Source organism: Phenylobacterium zucineum HLK1, from assembly GCF_000017265.1.
Lineage (GTDB): Bacteria > Pseudomonadota > Alphaproteobacteria > Caulobacterales > Caulobacteraceae > Phenylobacterium > Phenylobacterium zucineum.
Genome location: NC_011144.1, coordinates 2479632 through 2498728, shown reverse-complemented (window position 1 = coordinate 2498728; position 19097 = coordinate 2479632). Strand labels below are relative to the sequence as shown.

The following is a 19097-nucleotide window of genomic DNA, read 5'->3' as shown; positions in this document are numbered from 1 at the left end:
CAAGGCCGGCGGCGGAGTGATCCCCGCCGGCCTTCGCATGCCTAGAACCCCGCCCACAGCGAGGCGAACAGGCGCCAGTCCTTGTCGCCGGCCACCCAGGGGGTGCGGGTCAGCGGCCGCGCCGCCTCTACGCGCAGGGTGACCTTGTCGCGGAACGTGAGGCGCACGCCGGCGCCGGCCGAGGAGAACGCCGCCGAACGGGCGCCGGCGACGGGGCCGCGATTCCACACCTTGGCCGCGTCGACGAAGGCGTAGGACTGGAAGAAGGTGAGGGGCCTGAGGCCCGGGTCCCAGCCGACCCTGACCTCGGCGAGGCCCGCCAGGCCGCTGTCGCCGGAGATCTCGGCGTAGTTGTAGCCCCGGCCGTAGGGCAGGCCGCCGGGCGCGAACTCCTCGGAAAGCAGGAGCGGATGCGGCGCCCACTGAGCGTCGGCGGCCACGTACAGGCCCGCGCGCGACCCCAGGTCGGTGTAGTGCGAGCCGGCGACATTCACCTTCCAGAACTGGCCGTCGGCATCGAAGCGGGAGTGGGCGGTGGAGACGTCGTCGGACGCGCCGAGGCCGTCGAGCCCGCGGGAGACCTGCAGGAACAGGCTGGTGGAGCCGGACGCCCTCCAGCGGTCGGCCTGCAGCGACCCGCGCAGGACCCGCAGCTCGTCCTCGTAGCGGGCGCCGTTGAAGAACGTCTGTTCGACATGGCGCGCGTCGAAGGCGACGGCGGCCCAGAGCGCGCGCTTGCGTTCCCGCACAACCGGTCGGGCGAGCCGCAGGTTGAGCGCGCGGCTCTCGTTGCCGACGGTGTTGTTCAGCGGGCTGGTCCCCTCGCGGGAGCGGGAGGCGGAGACGGCGGCGCGCAGCCTGGAGCCGTCGGCCAGGGAGGCGCCGTAGGACAGCTCGCCCTGGGCGAACTCGTCGGGGTCGTCCGGGACGGTGAGCACGGACAAGGCGAGCTGGTCGCCCGCGCGGGCGAGGGAATTGAGGCCGACCCGGGCGTAGGCCTGCTCGGGGCCGACGGCGCGCGTGCCGCGATTGTCGACGTAGAGGCTGGCCGTCCAGCGCTGCAGGCCCGAGCGGACGACGAGGCGATGTCGCGCCGGGTCGTCCAGGATCGGCTCGATGATCGTGCGGGCGCGGACGCCCGGCAGGTCGGTGGCCAGGGTGAGGCGCTTCTCGAGGTCGGCCAGCCGCAGGGGCCGACGTTCGGTGAGGCCCGCCAGCAGGCCCTCCAGCGCAGGCGCGGCGTCGCCCGTGACCTCGACTTCGCCGACATAGCCTTCGAGCACGACGAGGCGGGCGTGGCCGCGGGGGCCGGTCTGCGGCGGGACGACAGCGCGGGACAGGAAATAGCCGTCGGCGCGGTACTTGTCGGTGATCGCCTGGGCGATGCGCACGAGGTCCTCCACGCTCACCTCGCGGGCGAGGTGGTCGGCGTAGAGCGGGGCGAGCGCCTTCAGCGGATAGGCGGTGACCCCGTCGATGGTGAGAGACGTCAGCACGAAGCAGGCGTCGGGACCGGCTGTGCAGCCGGCCGGCGCAGAGTCGGCCGCACGGGCGGGCGGCGGCGCCGCGAGGCCCACAGCGCCGGCCAGCATAGCCGCGACTCCTGCAAGATGTGCCTTAAGGTCCGCCACGTGGTTAATAGTCTACTTCTTCGACGCCAGAAGAAGTCGATCATCCGGGTGCGGGGTTAAAGTTGGCTTTAACGAATAAAAGAAACCACGAACGTTAGCGGTCGATTCAGCAAGACAGTTTAAAGGCGTGAAAGATCATAGGTCGCCGAACGCGGCCGACACGAACGAGATGCAGAATGCGGCAGGTTCGATTAACGCTCGCGGCGGCGTTCACCTGCATGGCGACGTTGAGCTTCAACACAGCGCAGGCGGCCGAATGGCGGCTGGTCGAGGTCAGCGGCGTGGTGCGCGTGGCCGCGCCGGGCCGGGAGGTCCAGGCCGGCGTCGCCGATCAGGCCCTGCCGACGGGCTCGACCGTCACCACGGCCGGTGGCGGACGGGCGGCGCTGTCGAACGGCGCGCAGAAGATCACGCTGGGGCCCAACAGCCGCATGACGGTCGCGCCGGACAGCCGTGACGGCCTGACCCGCATCGTCCAGGACCTGGGCGCCGTGCTCTTCCAGGTGGACAAGAAGCCGAGCCAGCACTTCCGGGTGGAGACCCCGCTGCTGGCCGCCATCGTGAAGGGCACCACCTTCACCGTCACCGTCGACCTGCAGATGGATTCCGTCCACGTGGCGGAAGGGCTGGTGGAAGTGCGTGCGAACCAGGGCGGCCAGGCGAAGGACGTGGCCCCGGGCGCCACGGGCTCTATCCTGCGCGACGCCCCCACCCAGCTCAACGTGGCCACGCCGGCGGCGACGCCGGTCGAGGCTCAGCCGCTGACGCTGACCCCGCTGGACTACAGGACGGTCTCGGGCGGGCTGGTGGAAGGCCCGGGGGCGCAAGTCCTGGCGAGCGCCGGCCCCGCGCCGGGCGCGGCCCGCAGCGACGCCGTCCAGCCGCAGGCCGCAGCGCCCGAGCGGCAGGCGATGCAGGCGGTCGCCGCCGCCAGCGCGGCGGCGACGCCGATCGTGCTGGCGCGGCGTGAAGTCGAAGCGCGCGCCGAGGCGGGAGGCCGTCCCGACACGCCCGGGGGTGGGCGTGCGGACGCCGGTGGAGCCGCCGGCTCCGGGCCGGCTCAGGGCGCCGGGCCCGGTCAGGGCAACAGCAACGCGGGCGGCAATGGCGCCGGGAACGGGGTCGGTCCGGGGAACAGCAACGCCGGGGGCGCCGGCAACGGCGTGGGCCCGGGCAACAGCAACGCTGGCGGCAACGGCAACGGGGCCGGTCCGGGCAACAGCAACGCCGGCGGCAACGGGAGCGGGGTCGGTCCGGGGAACAGCAACGCCGGGGGCGCCGGCGACGGCGTGGGCCCGGGCAACAGCAACGCTGGCGGCAACGGGAACGGGATCGGTCCGGGGAACAGCAACGCCGGCGGCAATGGGAACGGCGTCGGTCCGGGGAACGGCAACGCTGGCGGCAATGGGAACGGCGTCGGTCCGGGGAACGGCAACACCGGCGGCAACGGGAACGGCGTCGGCCAGGGGAACAGCAACGCCGGCGGCGCCGGGAACGGGGCCGGCCCCGGGAACAGCAACGCTGGCGGCAACGGGAACGGGGCCGGCCCCGGGAACAGCAACGCTGGCGGCAACGGGAACGGGATCGGTCCGGGGACCAACAACGCCGGGGGCAACGGCAACGGCAACGGGGTAGGCCAGGGCAACAGCAACGCCGGCGGCGCCGGGAACGGGGTCGGTCCGGGCGACAACAACGCCGGGGGCGCCGGCAATGGCGTGGGCGCTGGCAACAGCAACGGGAACGGGGTCGGTCCGGGGACCAACAACGCCGGGGGCAGCGGGAACGGCGACGCCGCCGCCTCGCCGCCCGGCGCCGGGAACGGCAACGGCGCCGGCGGGGGCAATGGAAACGGCGGCGGCTCGAACGGTGGGGGCGGGGGAGGCGCCGTGCCTCCGTCGAACGACGGCGGCAATCCCGGGAAGGGCGGCGGCAAGGGCAATTGATTCGCTTTCGCCTGCCAAGAAGGCTCCCGAAGGAGCTGCTGAGTGAGCGCCCAGCGCGGGCCGGCTTCCTGACCAGGGCGGCCGGCCTTGTGCTGATCGGCTGTTGCGTCGCCCTGGCCCAGGCCGCAGGCCTGCTGCGGCCGATCGACGACGGCCTGGCCCGCCTGCGCTTCGACCTTCTCGAGCGGCCGGCGACCGGCACGATGACGGTGGTCGAGATCGACGCGGCCAGCCTGAGGGCGGCGGACCGCTGGCCCTGGGGACGGGAGCGCTTCGCCCAGGCGATCCGCAACCTGCAGGACGCGGGCGCCGAGGTGGTGGCGCTGGATGTGGACTTCAGCGCCCGGTCCTCTCCGGAGGGCGATGCGGCGCTGAAGGCCGCCATCGACCGGCGACCGGGCGAAGTGGTCCTGCCGACGTTCGTGCAGAAGGCCGGCGAGCAGGGCGGCCTGGTGGAGAGTTCGCCCCTGGACGGCCTCGCGGACCAGGCGCTGCTGGCCAGCGTGAACGTGCCGGTGGACGCCGACGGGCGCGTGCGCCGCTACAGCCTGGGCTTCGGCGGCCAAGACGACTTCCGCCCCTCGATCGCCGCCCTGCTGGCGGACACGCCCTACGGTCGGACCGAGGACTTCCTGATCGACTACGGCATCCGTCCGACCTTCGGGCGGCTGAGCTTCGAGGACGTCCGGACGGGCCGCTTCGACCCGGCGCTGGTGGACGGACGCCGGATCCTGATCGGAGCTACGGCGCTGGAACTCGGCGACGAGTTCGCGGCGCCGAAGGCCGGCGTGATGGCGGGCGTGCATCTGCACGCCCTCGCCTACGAGAGCCTGATGAGCGGTCGGGCGCTGCGGCCGGCGCACCCGCTGGCGATCCTGGCGCTCGCGTGCGCGGTGGCTTTCCTCCTGCGGCCGAGGGCTCAGTTCGAGCTTTCGCCGATGCTGCGCCAGCATGCGCTGGTGGCCGCCGGGGCGGTGGGGCTGCCGCTGATGCTGCAGGCGCTGGCGCCCGTCAGCCTGGACGCCGGCGCCGTGCTGCTGGCGCAGGGCCTGTGCCTCATCTGGACGGTGCGCGCCGAACTCAGACGACGGGCCGAGGCGATCGTGCGCGAGCGTGAGGCGGCCCTCCTGCACCAGGCCATGCACGAACCCGAGACCGGCCTCCCGAACCGGCGCGCCCTGCTGGAGGAGATCGGCCGGCGGATGACGGGCGACCGGCGCCGGTCCGTGGCCGTGCTCGCCGTCGGCCTGGACCGCGTCAGCGTCCTGCGCGGGGCGATCGGCTACGGACGCTTCCACGAAGTGGTGCGGCAGGTGGCGTCCCGGATCGGCGAGGCGAGCGGCGAGCCGCTGGTCGCCCACCTCTCCAGCTCGGTCCTGGGCGTCGTCATCTCGGCGCGCACGGCCGAGGCGCTCCGGACCCGGGTGCGCCGCGTCGAGCGCCTGGATCCGTCGCTGGCGATCGAGGATCTGCCGGTGGACGCGTTCGTGCGCGTGGGGGCGGCGTATCGCCGGCGGGGCGAGACGGCGGAGACCCTGCTGGAGCACGCCAGCATCGCCCTGGACCGGGCGCGCGAGCTTGACCGGCGCGCCCTGGCCTTTCACGAAGCCAAGGTCGGGGATCCGTCGCTGAACCTGGCCCTGATGAGCGACATGCGGCGGGGGCTCGCGGCCGGGGAGCTGGCGCTGCACTACCAGCCCAAGGTCCACGCCAAGAGCGGCCGGGTGACTGGTGTCGAGGCGCTGGTGCGCTGGACCCATCCGAGCCGGGGCCCCATCGCGCCGGACCTGCTGATCTCCACCGCCGAAGAGACCGGCATGATCCGGGCCCTGACCGAATGGGGGATCGCGCAGGCGGTGGCAGACCTCGGCGCCCTGGGAGCGGGCGGGCACGACCTGACCGTGGCGGTCAACGTCTCGGCCGGGCTGCTGGCGGACCGGACGTTCCGCGAGCGCCTGACCAGGGCGGCGGCCGGTCATGCCAATCGCCTGTGCCTCGAGATCACGGAGTCGGCGATCATCCGCAACCCCGACGAGGCCATGAGGGCCATCGCCGAGTTCCGCGCCGCCGGGCTGAAGATCGCCATCGACGACTACGGCACCGGCTTGTCGTCGCTGTCGTACCTGAAGCTGATCGAGGCCGACGAGCTGAAGCTCGACAAGTCGCTGGTGGCGGCGGTGAACGACAGCGCGCGGGACCGGCTGATACTGAAGTCCACGGTGGACCTGGCGCACAGCCTGGGGATGTCGGTGGTCGCGGAGGGGGTTGAGACGCGCTCCGTGCTCGCCGCCCTGGCGGCCATGGGTTGCGACGTGGTCCAGGGCTACCTGGTCTCGAAAGCCCTGCCGATCGGGGAACTCCACGCCTTCCTCGAGAGCCGCTCGCGGCCCGCGCGAGCCGCGTGACGGCAATCCGACCACTGTTTTGTGAAGCTAGGGAACCTTGGCCGCCGAGCGCCGCTTGAAGCGCCGTCAGACATTGATGGGAGACTTCGAATGCGTGCTGCTGTTTGCGCTGTCGCCTTCGCCGGCCTGGTGGGCCTCGGCGCCTGCGCCTCGACCAACGACGACATGGCCGCCGCCGACACCGGGACCTCGGTGAACACCTACGCGGCTGCTCCGGCTCCCGCGCCGGCGCCCGCTCCGGCCCCGGCCGCCGCGCCCGCGCCGGCTCCGGCGGACACCGGGACCGCCGCCGACGCGGCCGCGACCCGCGCCGGGGAACGCGGCTGATCCCAGCCGAAAGGCCGCGCGCGCCCGCTCCACGGCGGACCGGGCGCGCGTGCGTCGCCGCCGCGCTGGCCGCTGCCGCGTCGCTGACGCTGGCGGGGCCGGCGTTGGCGCAAGGACCGGCCGAACCGCCGCCGGCGCCTTCGGTCGCGCCGGAGGAGGCGATCGCGGCCGCGCTGCGGAGCCAGATCGACGCCGCCGACCCCGAGGTGGCGGCGTTCTACCGCGCGCGCGGCTTCCGGCCGTTATGGACGCAAGCACGGCCGAGGCCGGAGGCCCTTGAGCTGGCGCGGGCCCTGGAGATCGAGGCCGCGGCGGGACCCGACGACCCGTGGCGGCTGGCCGAGTTCGAGATCGCGCTGTCGAGCGCCTGGGCCGCGCGCGCCGCCGCCGGACCGAAGGTCGGCGAGGGCGAGCTGCTGGCGTTCGTCGATCCGCGCCTCCTGCCGCGGGCCGGGCGCGGCCGCGCCGCCCTGGAGGCGGCCGCCGAGGCCGCGTCGCTGCAGGAGCACCTGGAGGCCGCGCTCGCCGCCCGCAACCCGATCGTCGAGAATCTGGACCGCGCGCTCGAGCGCTACCGCGCCCAGTGGAGCGGCCTGCCCGAAATCTTCATCCCGGCCGGGCGCGAGCTGGCGCCGGGCGTGCGCGACCCGCGTGTGGACCTCCTTCGCCTGCGCCTGGGGCTGCCCGACACCGGAGGCGCCTACGACGAGGTGCTGGAAGGCGCCGTGCGGGCGTTCCAGCGGGCGCATGGATTGCCGGACACCGGCCGCGCCGACCGCACGACGCTGGAGGCGCTGAACGCCGGGGCCGCACACTACGAGCGCCTGGTGGAGGCGAACCTGGAGCGGGCGAGCGCCCTGCCGGCCTCGTTCGGCGAGCGGTTCATCCTGGTTGACGCCGCCGCCGGGCAGCTCTGGTACTACGACCACGGCCAGCAGCTGGCCGCCATGAAGGTGGTCACGGGCAAGCCGAGCCAGCCGACTCCGATGATGGTGGGGATGGTCAGCCACCTGATCTTCAATCCCTACTGGAACGTCCCCGAAGACCTGGTGCAGACCTCGATCGCCCCGAAGGTGCTGGAGCACGGCCTCGGCTACATCGAGGAGGAGGGGCTTGAGGTCCTGTCGGACTACACCGCCGACGCCGTCGTGCTGGACCCGGCGGCGGTGGACTGGCGCGCGGTCGCGGCGGGAGCGCTGAGCGTGCGGGTGCGCCAGAAGCCCGGTCCGAAGAACATGATGGGCAAGGTCAAGCTGATGCTGCCCAATCCGCTGGGGATCTACCTGCACGACACCCCGCACCGCGGCGACTTCGCCCGCTCGCAGCGGCTGGCCAGCTCCGGGTGCGTGCGGCTCGAGGACGCCATGAGCCTGGCCCGGCTGCTGGCCGGCGGGGACAAGGCCGAGGCCGCCCTGGCAGTGGGCGGCGAGGAGCGCCGGATCGACCTCGCCGAGCCGGCGCCCGTCTACATCACCTACCTGACGGCGGCGCCCACGAGTGACGGCTTCATCTTCCGGCCCGATGTTTACGGACTGGACGCCGGTTGGGCGAGCCGCCACGCGGCCGGCGCGATCAGCGCCGTCGGCGGCGACTGATCCGAGGAACCAGCGGCCTGGCCAACGGAGTTGACTTCCGGTTTTACGTCTGTAGCTTGACGTTTCTACATACGTAAAAACGGGAGGTTTCGATGCGATCCAAGGTACTGGCGCTGCTGGCTGCGACGGCGGCGGTCCCCGCCGTGGCGAGGGCTCAGGACGGCTACACGGTGGTTCCGGCGGCCGAACGGCTGACGTTCGGGGACGTGTTCGCCGACGCCTCGGTGGAAGTGAAGACGGCGATGGTCCTGCTGATCGCGGGGGCGGCCGCCTCGCTGATCATCTGGGCGATGAGCCTGCGCAAGGTGGGGCAGGCGGACGCTCCGGCCCTGGCCGGGGCGATGGGCTGGCTGAGGATCATCCGCTCGGGCGGCGTGATGCTGGGCGTGCTGACGGCCAGCTTCATCCTGCTGTGGAGCTTCATCGGCGTGGCCAACGTGCGCCCCGCGCCCAGCCTGACGGTCCTGGCCCCCGGCTTCGCCGAGGCCTGCCTAGCGGTGATGCTGGGACTGCTCGCCTCCACGGTCGCCGTCGTCTGCGAACGGCACCTGGAGGCCAGGATCCGGCGCGCGGCGGCCTGAGCCATGGCCCCGCCCCGCATATCGGCGGCCGAGAGCGTGATCATGGAGGCGCTCTGGGCCCGCGGGCCGCTGGGCGCCGAGGAGATCGTCGCCGAGGTGGCGCCGGGCCAGGGATGGGGCGAGGCCACGGTGCGCACCCTGATCGCCCGGCTGATCAAGAAGGGCGCCGCCGCCTCGGAACGGACCGGTGCGCGGGTGGTCTACGCCCCCCGCGTCAGCCGCGAGGCCTACGTCACGGCCGAGAGTCAGGGGCTGCTGGACCGCCTGTTCGGCGGCCAGGTGGCGCCGCTGGTGGCGCACTTCACCCGCACGACCACGCTGTCGTCCGAAGACCGGGCCCGTCTGCGGCGGCTGCTGGACGATCTCGACGCCGAGGAGGGGGAATGAGGCTGGACGTTTGTTCGCATTTTGTTCTTGACATTCCCGCGCGTTTTTGGGTTCACATCTCGTTCGACCCGCGGCTGCGCCGGCAGGTGCTGACGCGGAAGCCCGGCGGAGGCTACGCCCCAGGACTTATGCCATGAGCTTGCGACTGACAGCGGCCCTAGTGGCGGCAGGATTGCTGATCCTCCTTGTCACCGGCGCCTACTGGAAGGGCCGGATCGAAGGAGCGGCCGGCGAGCGGTCCAAGGCCGCCGCCGCCCGTGCGGCGGCGGCGGTCGCTGAAGTCGAGACCCGCGGGGAGCGAGAAAGCGCCCAGCGCGCCGAGATCGTGGTCCGCCAGCGGACGGCGGCGGACCGCGCCGTGGCCGAGCTCGCCCGAGACGCCCATCAATCGGAGGACGCCGATGAACCCCTTGATCCCGGGCGCGCTGCTCGCCTGCGCGCTCACGATGAGCGGCTGTGCGACGCGAACCCCGGCCTTGCCGGCTGCGCCCCAGTTGGCGATGCCGCCGGAGGCGACCCGGCCCTGCGAACTCCACCGGCTGCCCGAGGCGCCGACGCTCGCTGACCTGGAGGTCGGCTTCGCCCGTCGCGGGGCCGAGATCGTCGCCTGCGACGCCGCCCGCCGGCTGGCGGTCGAGACGCACCAGGCCGAGCATGCGCTGGAGGCGGCGGCGCGGAGCCGTCGCTAGGTCCGCGCCTGTCGCTCGGCCTGCGCAAGACGCCGGAGATAGGCGGCGACGTCCTCCGGCCAGGCGCCGACGAGCGCGTCGAATCCCGCATCGTCGCGGGCGTAGAGCGAGCGCAGGGCCTCCTCGTAGCCCGGCAGGTCTCCGGCAAGGGTCGTCATCACCCGATGGACCGCCTCCTGGGCGGCGCGGGCGCGGTCGGCGCCGCGGCTGCTCCGGGAGGCGTCCTCGACCAGGCGGCGCAGGGCGGCCGAGGCGCCGCCGGGCTGGCCGGCGAGCCACTCCCAATGGCGGGGCAGGAGCGTGACCTCCCGGGCGACGACTCCGAGCTTCGGGCGGCCGCGGCTGGGCCGCGTCGGAGCATCGGGCGAGTCAGTCGCGGCCGGCCGTCCAGTCCTCGGGTCAACATCGACTGCGCGGCCGGTGCGATCGTCGAAGAGCAGGAGATCGCCGGCGTGCGGGTCCGCGGCCTCGATCGCCAGCGAGACTTGCGCCAAATCGCCGGTCGCGATGCAGCGCACGCCCCTGAATGCGGTGAAGGACATTCGCCGGATAGGCGCCTGTTCGCTCGAAGACGTCAATTTCCTCCGGGTGAATCTGGCGGCGCTCCGTTGGGTGCATCCATCGCAGGTGTATGTGCTCTTGTCGCCTTGATCGGGTCAGAGCTGGTCTTCGCGCCCGTTCACAACGGTCGCGCGGACTACTCGCCCTTGAGGCTCTGTGCGATCGGCTCGCCTCTGGCCTCCCTATAGGCCGAGGCGACGATGGGTGTGATCCAGTAGGCTTCGAACCAGCGGCGCAGCCACGGATCGTCCCCGGCGAAGCTGTGCGTCTGGGCCGAGAGGTCCAGCCGCCGCCGCGCATCTTCCAGGCTGAGTCCCTCGGCAGCGAGAGGCGCGACCTGCGCGCGGATGTCCTCGATCGCCGCCGCGAGACGGTCGATGTAGGCTCTGTCCCGCTGCGGCGGCCCGTGTCCGGGGACGAGCACCCGGAAGGACAGGTCGCGGACTTGGCGCAGGACTTGAAGCCAATCTCCCGGGTAGCTGCCGAAGCCGAACGGTATCGGGGCCACCACTACGTCGCCGGCGACGAGGACCCCCTGGCGTGGAAGCCAGGCCACGGCGTCGCCGTCAGTGTTCGCACGGCCCAGGAAGCGCACTTCCACTGGTCGCTCGGAATCCGGGATGACGAGCCGGTCAATGAAGCCTTCCGCCGGAGCGATCGTGACAGCGCCGGCCATATCATCGGCATAGGCCCCGAAAAGCGCGGCGCTCTCCTCCCAGCCGGCCTTCTCCTCAAGCGTCTTGGCCTTGGCGGCCATGTCCAGGCAGTAGGCGGCGAAGCCGTCGGTTCGCTCACGAAGGTCGGCGTCGGCCTTGGCGTCGGGCGCGCCAGGCGTGTTCATCGTCTTGGGATCGGAAAGGTGGGCGCGAGTCGCGGCCGTCGAGATCGTCCGCGCCTGCGGCCAGGCGGAGAGGATGACCTCCAGGCCCTGTGGGTGGTCGCCATGCCAATGGGTGATGATCACCGCCTTGACCGGCTTTGGCGTAAGGCGGCGGATTTCCGCCACGAGCCGGCGGGCCGCGCCGGGCGATCCGCCGGCGTCCACTAAGACCACGCCGTCGGCCTGCTCCACGATCGTCACATTGCCGGCCGGCTGCACGAGGAAGCGTGGCTGGGCCAGCACCCAGACGCCGTCGGCGACGGCCGTCAGCTCCTGACGGTACCCCGCAGGACCCGCGTCGTTCGCCGGCTGCTCCAGTGCGTGCGCCCGGCCAGCCAGGAGGGCGATGAAGATCGCCGCCGATGTGAGACGGGAAAGACTCATCGCCACACCGAGCCATGGGTGTGCGGATGAGGCGAGTGAAATCGATTTAACGGGGGAGTTGGCGTCTCCCCGACCCTCAAGGGCCGGGGAGACGTGGTGCCGCCGGGCAGGATTGAACTGCCGACCTCAGCCTTACCAAGGATGCGCTCTACCACTGAGCTACGGCGGCGAAGGCGGGCGCTATAGCGGGCGAAGCGCGGCTCGTGAAGCCCCAATCGAAAGCCAAGCCGCTTGACGGACGGGACGCCTCGCCGCACCCGTGGCGCATGGATCGCAACGACAAGGGACGGACGGCCCCGGCCGACCCCAAGGAGGCGAAGCTTGCCGCGGCGCTGCGGGCGAATCTGCGCCGCCGGAAGGCGCCGGCCCGCGCGCCCAAACCCGCTGACCCGCCCGCACCGGACGTCGACTGACGGCCATTGCGCCAGCCGGCGCGCACGTTAGATATCGCGAAAGGCGTCCGCGGCTCCGCGCGGCCCCACGTGCTGCAAAGGATTGCGATTGGACCGCATCGCCATTGTCGGCGGCGCGCGGCTGAAGGGGGAGATCCCGATCAGCGGCGCCAAGAACTCCGCGATCAAGCTGATGGCGGCGAGTCTCCTCACCGAGGAGCCGCTGCGGCTGACCAACATGCCGAGGCTCGCCGACACGCGGTTTCTGGGCAAGCTGCTGCAGAGGCTCGGCGCCGAGGTCGTGGAGTCCGACGGGCCGGAGGGATCCGAGACCCTGCTCACGACCCGCGAGATCGTCAGTGGGTTCGCGCCCTACGACCTGGTCCGCCAGATGCGGGCCTCGTTCAACGTGCTGGGGCCGCTTTTGGCGCGCTCGGGGCAGGCCAAGGTGTCGCTACCCGGCGGATGCACGATCGGCGCGCGGCCGGTGGATCTGCACTTGCAGGCGCTCGAGGCGCTCGGCGCTCGGATCGACCTGCACGAAGGCTATGTCTACGCCCAGGCCCCCCGCGGGCTTAGGGGCGCCGAGATCGAGTTTCCCTTCGTATCCGTGGGCGCCACGGAGCACACACTGCTCGCGGCGGTGCTGGCTAAAGGCGATACCGAGATCCGCAACGCGGCGTGCGAGCCCGAGATCGAGGATCTCGCCGACTGCCTCAACAAGATGGGGGCCAAGGTTTCCGGCGCGGGCACCTCGGTGATCCAGATCGAAGGCGTCGCGCGGTTGTCGGGAGCGACGCACGCGGTGCTCGCCGACCGAATCGAGACCGGCACCTATGCGCTGGCGGCGGCGATGGCCGGCGGCGAGGTGCGCCTGACCCGCACCCGGAGCGACTTCATTCAGGCGCTGGTCGACAAGATGGTCGAGGCCGGCGTCGAGGTGACGGCCCACAACGACGGGCTGACCGTGAAGCGGAACGGCGGACGGCTGAAGGCCGTGGACGTGGAGACCGATCCCTATCCGGGCTTCGCCACGGACTTGCAGGCGCAGTTCATGGCGCTGATGACGCTGGCCGAAGGCGAAAGCGTCATCAAGGAGACCATCTTCGAGAACCGGTTCATGCATGCGCCCGAGCTGCGACGGCTCGGCGCCGACATCACCGTCCATGGCGGCGAGGCGCGCGTGCGGGGCGTCGAGGCTCTCGAAGGCGCCCAGGTGATGGCCACGGACCTGCGCGCGTCGGTGAGCCTGGTGATCGCCGGCCTTGCGGCCCGAGGCGAAACGGTCGTCAACCGCGTTTACCACCTCGACCGCGGTTTCGAGCGCCTGGAAGAGAAGCTTGGCGCGTGCGGGGCGCAGATCCGCCGCATCAAGGGCGACGGAACGGGCGAGGAGGACTGAGACGCATGGGCGAGACCGGCCCCCTGAGACTTCTGGCGCAGGACGCCGACGATCTGGCGGTGCTGTCCGCCGCGCTCCAAGACGCGGTCGGGAAGGTTGGGGACATCCGCTACGAGCCCAGGGCGCGCCAGCTGACCGTCGCCTTCAACCGGTTCCGCTGGGAGGCGGGGACCCGGCAGCGGGTCCGCTCGGCCCTGCAGTTGGGCGGCGTGCTGAAGGTGCAGGCGCGCAACGTCCGTCGCGACAGGCCGGACGCCGTGATCGAACTCCTGGCCCTGACCTTCGAGCCGGGCGAGGAGCCGGGCGGGATCGTCATGCTCAGCTTCGCCGGGGGCGGCGACCTCAGGGCCGAAGTGGAGTGTGTGGACGCCGTGCTGGCGGACGTCTCGCAGCCCTGGCCCACGCCGCGCACGCCCGCGCACGAATCCTAAGCGGCGTAGCGTTCCGCCGCTCGCGCCGTTAAAGAGGCGCGCCATGCGCCGTTTCGCCTTCACAGACCCGGGCTTCCAAGAGGCTTTCGCCGCGTTCGTCGCCGAGCGCCGCGATACGCCCGAGGACGTGGACGCGGTCGTAAGGGACGTGCTGGCGGCCGTGCGGAGCGAGGGGCTGGACGCCCTACTGCGTTTCACGCGCGACTTCGACCGCGTCGACGTCACCGAGGAAACCATACGCGTCTCGGCGGCCGAGATCGCCGAAGGCGCGGCGGCATGTCCTGCGGAGGTTCGCGAGGCGATCGCCTTCGCTGCGGCCCGAATCCGCGCCTATCACGAGCGGCAGCGACCGGCGGACCAGCGGTTCACCGACGAGGCGGGCGTGGAGCTCGGCTGGCGTTGGACGCCGCTCGACGCCGTAGGGATCTATGTCCCCGGGGGGAGGGCGGCCTATCCCTCGACCGTGCTGATGAACGCCGTCCCGGCGGCTGCGGCCGGCGTCGGCCGGATCGCCATGGTGACGCCGCCCGGCCGGCTGCAGCCTGCGGTGCTCGCCGCGGCGCAGGCCGCCGGCGTGACCGAGATCTGGCGGGTGGGCGGCGCCCAGGCCGTGGCGGCGCTGGCCTATGGCGCGGGCCCCATCCGGCCGGTCGATAAGATCGTCGGGCCCGGCAACGCCTTCGTGACCGCGGCCAAGCGGCGGGTCTACGGCGTCGTGGGCATCGACGCGCTCGCCGGCCCTTCCGAAATCGTCGTCGTCGCGGACGGTGCGAACGACCCGGACTGGATCGCAGCCGACCTGCTGTCCCAGGCCGAACACGACCCCGCCGCCCAATCCATCCTGATCACCGACGACGCCGCCTTCGCCGAGCGGGTGGTCAGGGCGGTCGAGGCGCAACTCGCGACCCTCGCCACCGGCGAGGACGCCGCCGCCTCGTGGCGCGATCACGGCGCGATCGTCATGGCGCCGCTGGACGAGGCTCCGGGCCTGGTCGATTTCATCGCCCCCGAACACGTGGAGTTCGCCGTGGAGGCGCCCGAGCGGCTGGCCGATCGCGTCCGGCACGCCGGGGCGATCTTCCTCGGCCGGCATGCGCCGGAGGCCGTGGGCGACTATGTCGCCGGATCGAACCACGTCCTGCCGACCAGCCGGGCGGCGCGGTTTTCCTCTGGCCTTTCCCTCTTCGACTTCCTCAAGCGCACCTCGTTCGTGAAGTGCGACCCCGCGGCCTTCGCCGCCCTCGCGCCCGCCACCATCGCCCTGGCCGAGGCCGAGGGGCTGCCGGCCCATGCCCGGTCCGCCTCCATCCGCCTGGAGCCGCCGGGCGGCTGAACGCCCGTTCGGAAAGCTGAACAATTCCTGTCGAACGGGCTCCGGACCCGTTCAGGCCAAGCTCCCTACCGTCGCGAAATCGGATCACGCGAAGGACGGAGATGACCATGCGCAATTCGACCAAGACCTTCGGCGGCGGCATGGCCGCTGCGATGCTCGCCGGCGCCCTGGCCTTCGGCGGCGCGACGAGCGCCAACGCCGGCGTGACCGGCTGCTCGGCTCCGGGCGGAAAGCAGGAGGTCGGGGCCGTGCTCGGCGCCGTCGTCGGCGGCCTCATCGGCAACAAGGTGGGCGGCCGCCAGCCCGGTCTCGAGACGGTGGTCGGCGCGGGCGCCGGCGCAGCCGCCGGCTCGGCGATCGGATGCGAACTGCAGAAGGACCGGGTCGAAGCCCGCTACGGCTCGACCTACAAGCGGGACGGCTACCGCCTCTCGTCGGACATCGCGCCTGCCCGCTACAGCAAGATCGGCGGGACGTTCGTGGCGACCACGGGCGTGAACCTGCGGGCTGCGCCCACGACCGGTTCGGCGCGGGTGGGCCGCCTGCGGGCCGGCGAGCGGTTCGAGGCGCTGGCCGAGGTTCGCGGAACGGACTGGATTCTGGTGGGCCATGACGGCGTCGGCGTGGGCTACGTCCGCAACGACTTCGTCCGGCCCGAGGGTCGCCGGTACGCCTACGGCTACTGAGCCACCGACTAGAGACAAGCGACGCCCGGCGCTCCCGCGCCGGGCGTTTTTTCGTATCTGGCCTTTACCCTCGCAGGTGCGGGATGACGGCGCCCCCTCGTTTGCAATAAAGCTCGACGCGCATCCTCCGCCCCGGACGACATGGCCGACGACGCGCGACAGAAACACCGATTGCAGAGTGTCGAGCTCGACGAGGAGTCGCTCGCTGCGGTCTCGCGCGACCAGGAGCAGGAGCGCCAGATCGCGATCTTCGACCTACTGGAGGACAACTACTTCGCGCCCGAGGGCGCGGAGCACGGTCCGTACGACCTGCGCATGGGGCTGGTGGAGAACCGGCTGGTGCTGGACGTCAGGGGCCCCGGCTACGAGCGGCGGCACATCCTGTCGCTGTCGCCGTTCCGCGGGCTGATCCGCGACTACTTCATGATCTGCGAGAGCTACTACCAGGCGATCCGCAACTCTACGCCCGCGCAGATCGAGGCCTTGGACATGGGCCGGCGGGGTCTCCACAACGAGGCCTCGGAACTGCTGCAGACCCGGCTCAAGGGCAAGATCGAGACCGATCTCGACACGGCGCGGCGGCTGTTCACGCTGATCTGCGCGCTGCATTGGCGGGGTTGACCGGCCCGATGACGTCCGATCCGGAGGCGCGGCTGCCCGATGCGGTCCTCTTCGCCTGCAATCTCAATCGGGTCCGTTCGCCCATGGCCGAGGCGCTGCTCAAGCGCCTGCTGGGCGACAGGGTCTTCGTCGACAGCTGCGGGCTGAGGCCCCCCGGGAACGAGGACGACGGCGGGGTCGATCCCCTGGCGGCCGAGGTGATGCGCGAGGTGGGCCTGGACCTGGCGGAGCATCGCGCCAAGACCTTCGACGAGCTCGACGACGACTCGTTCGATCTCGTCATCTCCCTGACGCCGGAGGCGCAACACCGGGCGGTCGAGATGGCGCGGGGGCGGGCCTCCGAGATCGAGTACTGGCCCACGTTCGACCCCACCCTGGCCGAGGGCTCCCGCGAGAGCCGGCTGGAGGCCTATCGCCAGGTCCGGGATGCGCTGGCCGCGCGAATCGCCGAGCGGTTCCGGCGTTGAACTCAGAACCATCGACCTGCCGCCTTCGGATGCGTTATATTCGCTGTGGAGAATCCGGCTCGCGGCCCCGAGGCGCGAGCCGTCGTTTTATCTCGATCAGGAGCCTGCATGGCCAAGGAAGAGCTGCTCGAGTTTCCGGGCGTCGTCAGTGAAGTGCTGCCCAACGCGACGTTCCGCGTGAAGCTCGAGAACGACCACGAGATCATCGCCCACACCGCCGGCAAGATGCGCAAGAACCGCATCCGGGTCTCGGCCGGAGACAAGGTGCTGGTGGAGATGACGCCGTACGACCTGACCAAGGGCCGTATCACCTTCCGCGTCCGCTGAGCCAGGCCAGGGACGACGCCTTGCCGCCGACGCCGCAGCGCCTCGTCCTGGCTTCCGCAAGCCCTAGGCGGCTTGATCTCCTGCGCCAGATCGGCGTGGAGCCAGACGCCATAGACGCCGCCGAGCTGGACGAATCCCCCCGACCCAAGGAACTCCCGCGCCATCTCGCTGCGCGGCTCGCGGCCGAGAAGGCTGCGCGCGTGGCCGCCCGGCATCCGGGCGCCCATGTCCTGGCCGCCGACACGGTCGTGGCGGTCGGCCGCCGCGTGTTGCCCAAGGTGGAAGACGAAGCCGAAGAGGCCGAGTGCCTTGCGCTGCTGTCCGGGCGCGCGCACCGGGTGCTCACCGGTATCGCCGTGGCGGCCCCCGACGGACGGGCCGTGAGCCGGCTGGTGGAGAGCCGTGTCCGTTTCAAGCGACTCTCGCCGGCCGAGATCGCCGCCTACATCCGGTCGGGCGAGGGGCTCGGCAAGGCGGGCGGCTACGCGATCCAGGGCCGGGCGGGCGCCTACGTCATCGACCTGCAGGGATCCTATTCGGGGGTGGTCGGCCTGCCGCTCTACGAGACCGCGAACCTTCTGACCGGCCTCGGATACAAGCTGCCATGAGCACGCGTGTCGCCTATCTCGATCGCGGCGTCGGGGAGACCCGGGGCGTGGTGACGCTGGACGGGCGTCCCGAACGCCTGGTGATCCGGCGTGACGGCGACGACGGCCGCCTGCTGCTGGGCGCTCGCCTCGCCGCCCGGGTGGAGACCGTCGAGCCTGCGCTCGCCACCGCCTTTCTCGACCTCGGCGCCGGCGCCTCGGCCATCCTGCCTTTCAAGCCAGACGCGCGGCCGGCGCGGGGCGGGTTCGTGGAGATCGAGATCCGCAGCGAGCCGCGTCGCGGCAAGCTGGCCATCGCGCGCCTGATCGGACCGGCCGAGGGGCCGGCGCGGCTGCTGCAGCCGGCGCCCGAGCCGGCGCAGTATCTTCGCGCGCATGCGCGCGACGCCGAACTCGTCGAGGGACGTGAGGCGCGTGACATGGCCGACGAGGCCGAGGCCCAGGCGCTTGAGGTGCTGCATCCGCTGCCGGGCGGCGGCGCGCTGGCCATCGAGCCGACCCGCGCCCTCACGGCGATCGACGTGGACCTGGGCGAGCGCAAGGGCGCCGACGCCAAACGGGTGACGCGCCAGGCGAACCTCGCCGCCCTGGCCGAGGCCGCCCGGCTGCTGCGGCTGAAGGGGCTGGGCGGGATCGTGGTGATCGATCTGGTCGGGCGCGGCCACGACGGAAATGCGCTGATGACAGCTGCCCGTGCGGCCTTTGGACCGGACAATCCCGGCGTCGCCATCGGTCCGGTCGGCCGGTTCGGCACGATGGAGATATCGCTTCCGCGCCGGCAACGGCCGACCGCCGAACTGCTCTGCCGCGACGACGGCGCGCTCTCGGACCGGACGCTGGCCCAGCGGCTGATCCGCGAGCTGCAGCGGGAAGGGGAGGCGGACCGCGGCGGACGCTTCACCGGGCTCTGCTCGCCGGACGTGGCCGCCGGCGCCCAGCCGCTGCTGGTCCGTCTGGCGGAGGCGATGGGTGCGCGGTTCTCGATCGCCGCCGAAGCGGGCAGGCCTCGCGACAGGTTCGAGGTGCGGCGGGCATGAGCAAGGCGGGATGCCCCATCTGCGGCAAGCCGACGGACCCGGCGTATCGCCCGTTCTGTTCGCGGCGGTGCGCCGACGTCGATCTCCAGCGCTGGTTGGCCGGCGTGTACGCCGTTCCTGCGGAGGAAGACGAGAGCGCCCGGGACAAGGACCGGGCTGACGACTAGCGGCTGCGAAAATCTCCCGCGCGGGCTCGCTGGACATGCCGAAGCGGCTCTTCTATAGACGCGGCTCCCGCGCGGGCGGCCTTAAGCCTGGGTAGCTCAGTTGGTAGAGCAGCGGATTGAAAATCCGCGTGTCGGTGGTTCGAATCCGCCCCCAGGCACCACCCCCGCCGGTCTCCCGAACACCCCGTTCCCGGACCCAGGTTCCTTCACTTGTTGCGCTGCAGCAAGGAAAGGCCATTTGCG

The 19097-nt window shown here is 71.9% G+C and carries 22 protein-coding genes and 2 tRNA genes; 19 read left to right on the top strand and 5 right to left on the bottom strand.

All coding sequences use genetic code 11. The annotated features are described in order from the left end of the window. Positions 1–41: 41 nt before the first annotated feature. Positions 42–1592 (bottom strand): ShlB/FhaC/HecB family hemolysin secretion/activation protein, encoded by a 1551-nt coding sequence (locus tag PHZ_RS12170; RefSeq protein WP_041373479.1) that lies wholly within the window; start codon positions 1590–1592, stop codon positions 42–44. Between the two features lie 257 nt (positions 1593–1849). On the opposite strand from PHZ_RS12170, the gene PHZ_RS21720 reads away from it, so the two are divergent. From PHZ_RS21720 to PHZ_RS12140, 6 genes are all read left to right on the top strand, one after another. Next, positions 1850–3574 (top strand): FecR family protein, encoded by a 1725-nt coding sequence (locus PHZ_RS21720; RefSeq protein WP_012522760.1) that lies wholly within the window; start codon positions 1850–1852, stop codon positions 3572–3574. A gap of 89 nt (positions 3575–3663) precedes the next feature. Continuing rightward, entirely contained in the window at positions 3664–5979 is a 2316-nt protein-coding gene (locus PHZ_RS22170) for a putative bifunctional diguanylate cyclase/phosphodiesterase (RefSeq protein ID WP_012522759.1), read from the top strand. Between the two features lie 90 nt (positions 5980–6069). Further along, positions 6070–6306 carry a hypothetical protein gene (locus tag PHZ_RS22745; RefSeq protein ID WP_049758229.1) on the top strand — a complete coding sequence of 79 codons (237 nt, stop codon included), beginning with the start codon at positions 6070–6072 and terminating at the stop codon, positions 6304–6306. Between the two features lie 104 nt (positions 6307–6410). Further along, positions 6411–7901: a L,D-transpeptidase family protein gene (locus PHZ_RS12150; protein ID WP_049758228.1), complete on the top strand. Its 1491-nt coding sequence runs from the start codon at positions 6411–6413 to the stop codon at positions 7899–7901. 92 nt (positions 7902–7993) lie between these two features. Continuing rightward, positions 7994–8482: a MotA/TolQ/ExbB proton channel family protein gene (locus PHZ_RS12145; RefSeq protein ID WP_012522757.1), complete on the top strand. Its 489-nt coding sequence runs from the start codon at positions 7994–7996 to the stop codon at positions 8480–8482. Positions 8483–8485: 3 nt separating this feature from the next. Further along, a complete protein-coding gene (locus tag PHZ_RS12140; protein WP_012522756.1) occupies positions 8486–8869 on the top strand; it encodes a BlaI/MecI/CopY family transcriptional regulator in 384 nt (127 codons plus the stop codon). Between the two features lie 157 nt (positions 8870–9026). On the opposite strand, the gene PHZ_RS12135 is transcribed toward PHZ_RS12140, so the two are convergent. After that, positions 9027–9314 (bottom strand): hypothetical protein, encoded by a 288-nt coding sequence (locus PHZ_RS12135; RefSeq protein ID WP_148216853.1) that lies wholly within the window; start codon positions 9312–9314, stop codon positions 9027–9029. A gap of 55 nt (positions 9315–9369) precedes the next feature. On the opposite strand from PHZ_RS12135, the gene PHZ_RS12130 reads away from it, so the two are divergent. After that, entirely contained in the window at positions 9370–9558 is a 189-nt protein-coding gene (locus PHZ_RS12130) for a hypothetical protein (protein ID WP_041374159.1), read from the top strand. Here the strand turns inward: PHZ_RS12130 and PHZ_RS12125 are convergent. From PHZ_RS12125 to PHZ_RS12115, 3 genes are all read right to left on the bottom strand, one after another. Beyond that, a complete protein-coding gene (locus PHZ_RS12125; protein WP_012522755.1) occupies positions 9555–10100 on the bottom strand; it encodes a DUF2239 family protein in 546 nt (181 codons plus the stop codon). The genes PHZ_RS12130 and PHZ_RS12125 overlap by 4 nt on opposite strands. A 155-nt stretch (positions 10101–10255) precedes the next feature. Continuing rightward, complete coding sequence (locus tag PHZ_RS12120) at positions 10256–11383, bottom strand: MBL fold metallo-hydrolase (protein ID WP_012522754.1); 1128 nt, start codon at positions 11381–11383, stop codon at positions 10256–10258. Positions 11384–11477: 94 nt separating this feature from the next. Beyond that, positions 11478–11552 (bottom strand) — tRNA-Thr (locus tag PHZ_RS12115). 97 nt (positions 11553–11649) lie between these two features. Here PHZ_RS12115 and PHZ_RS23115 point away from each other — a divergent pair. The 12 genes from PHZ_RS23115 (at position 11650) to PHZ_RS12055 (ending at position 19015) form a co-directional block, all read left to right on the top strand. Continuing rightward, complete coding sequence (locus PHZ_RS23115) at positions 11650–11796, top strand: hypothetical protein (protein ID WP_187149072.1); 147 nt, start codon at positions 11650–11652, stop codon at positions 11794–11796. A gap of 88 nt (positions 11797–11884) precedes the next feature. Next, on the top strand, positions 11885–13177 hold the full coding sequence (gene murA / locus PHZ_RS12105; RefSeq protein ID WP_041373476.1) for a UDP-N-acetylglucosamine 1-carboxyvinyltransferase: 1293 nt from the start codon (positions 11885–11887) through the stop codon (positions 13175–13177). Between the two features lie 5 nt (positions 13178–13182). Next, positions 13183–13608, top strand: a complete 426-nt coding sequence (locus tag PHZ_RS12100; RefSeq protein ID WP_148216852.1) for a DUF2948 family protein — start codon at positions 13183–13185, stop codon at positions 13606–13608. A 43-nt stretch (positions 13609–13651) separates the two neighbouring features. Further along, positions 13652–14941 carry a histidinol dehydrogenase gene (hisD, locus tag PHZ_RS12095; RefSeq protein WP_012522751.1) on the top strand — a complete coding sequence of 430 codons (1290 nt, stop codon included), beginning with the start codon at positions 13652–13654 and terminating at the stop codon, positions 14939–14941. A gap of 107 nt (positions 14942–15048) precedes the next feature. After that, positions 15049–15627: an SH3 domain-containing protein gene (locus PHZ_RS12090; RefSeq protein WP_012522750.1), complete on the top strand. Its 579-nt coding sequence runs from the start codon at positions 15049–15051 to the stop codon at positions 15625–15627. A gap of 141 nt (positions 15628–15768) precedes the next feature. Then, the gene (locus PHZ_RS12085; protein WP_012522749.1) at positions 15769–16248 is read left to right on the top strand and encodes a UPF0262 family protein; all 480 of its coding nucleotides are present in this window, start codon (positions 15769–15771) and stop codon (positions 16246–16248) included. Between the two features lie 8 nt (positions 16249–16256). After that, a complete protein-coding gene (locus PHZ_RS12080; protein ID WP_012522748.1) occupies positions 16257–16715 on the top strand; it encodes an arsenate-mycothiol transferase ArsC in 459 nt (152 codons plus the stop codon). 108 nt (positions 16716–16823) lie between these two features. Then, positions 16824–17042 carry a translation initiation factor IF-1 gene (infA, locus tag PHZ_RS12075; protein ID WP_012522747.1) on the top strand — a complete coding sequence of 73 codons (219 nt, stop codon included), beginning with the start codon at positions 16824–16826 and terminating at the stop codon, positions 17040–17042. Positions 17043–17062: 20 nt separating this feature from the next. Beyond that, the gene (locus PHZ_RS12070) at positions 17063–17650 is read left to right on the top strand and encodes a Maf family protein (protein ID WP_012522746.1); all 588 of its coding nucleotides are present in this window, start codon (positions 17063–17065) and stop codon (positions 17648–17650) included. Beyond that, the gene (locus tag PHZ_RS12065; protein ID WP_041373475.1) at positions 17647–18687 is read left to right on the top strand and encodes a ribonuclease E/G; all 1041 of its coding nucleotides are present in this window, start codon (positions 17647–17649) and stop codon (positions 18685–18687) included. The genes PHZ_RS12070 and PHZ_RS12065 overlap by 4 nt, the downstream gene beginning before the upstream one ends. Beyond that, positions 18684–18854 (top strand): DNA gyrase inhibitor YacG, encoded by a 171-nt coding sequence (locus PHZ_RS12060; protein WP_041373474.1) that lies wholly within the window; start codon positions 18684–18686, stop codon positions 18852–18854. The genes PHZ_RS12065 and PHZ_RS12060 overlap by 4 nt, the downstream gene beginning before the upstream one ends. 85 nt (positions 18855–18939) lie before the next feature. Beyond that, positions 18940–19015 (top strand) — tRNA-Phe (locus PHZ_RS12055). Positions 19016–19097: the final 82 nt, after the last annotated feature.

Coding starts and splice junctions, on each gene's coding strand:
- PHZ_RS12170 (WP_041373479.1), bottom strand. CDS start 1,592: ATGCTGGCCGGCGCTGTGGGCCTCGCGGCGCCGCCGCCCGCCCGTGCG.
- PHZ_RS21720 (WP_012522760.1), top strand. CDS start 1,850: ATGGCGACGTTGAGCTTCAACACAGCGCAGGCGGCCGAATGGCGGCTG.
- PHZ_RS22745 (WP_049758229.1), top strand. CDS start 6,070: ATGCGTGCTGCTGTTTGCGCTGTCGCCTTCGCCGGCCTGGTGGGCCTC.
- PHZ_RS12145 (WP_012522757.1), top strand. CDS start 7,994: ATGCGATCCAAGGTACTGGCGCTGCTGGCTGCGACGGCGGCGGTCCCC.
- PHZ_RS12140 (WP_012522756.1), top strand. CDS start 8,486: ATGGCCCCGCCCCGCATATCGGCGGCCGAGAGCGTGATCATGGAGGCG.
- PHZ_RS12130 (WP_041374159.1), top strand. CDS start 9,370: ATGCCGCCGGAGGCGACCCGGCCCTGCGAACTCCACCGGCTGCCCGAG.
- PHZ_RS12125 (WP_012522755.1), bottom strand. CDS start 10,100: ATGTCCTTCACCGCATTCAGGGGCGTGCGCTGCATCGCGACCGGCGAT.
- PHZ_RS12120 (WP_012522754.1), bottom strand. CDS start 11,383: ATGAGTCTTTCCCGTCTCACATCGGCGGCGATCTTCATCGCCCTCCTG.
- PHZ_RS23115 (WP_187149072.1), top strand. CDS start 11,650: ATGGATCGCAACGACAAGGGACGGACGGCCCCGGCCGACCCCAAGGAG.
- PHZ_RS12100 (WP_148216852.1), top strand. CDS start 13,183: ATGGGCGAGACCGGCCCCCTGAGACTTCTGGCGCAGGACGCCGACGAT.
- hisD (WP_012522751.1), top strand. CDS start 13,652: ATGCGCCGTTTCGCCTTCACAGACCCGGGCTTCCAAGAGGCTTTCGCC.
- PHZ_RS12090 (WP_012522750.1), top strand. CDS start 15,049: ATGCGCAATTCGACCAAGACCTTCGGCGGCGGCATGGCCGCTGCGATG.
- PHZ_RS12085 (WP_012522749.1), top strand. CDS start 15,769: ATGGCCGACGACGCGCGACAGAAACACCGATTGCAGAGTGTCGAGCTC.
- PHZ_RS12080 (WP_012522748.1), top strand. CDS start 16,257: ATGACGTCCGATCCGGAGGCGCGGCTGCCCGATGCGGTCCTCTTCGCC.
- infA (WP_012522747.1), top strand. CDS start 16,824: ATGGCCAAGGAAGAGCTGCTCGAGTTTCCGGGCGTCGTCAGTGAAGTG.
- PHZ_RS12065 (WP_041373475.1), top strand. CDS start 17,647: ATGAGCACGCGTGTCGCCTATCTCGATCGCGGCGTCGGGGAGACCCGG.
- PHZ_RS12060 (WP_041373474.1), top strand. CDS start 18,684: ATGAGCAAGGCGGGATGCCCCATCTGCGGCAAGCCGACGGACCCGGCG.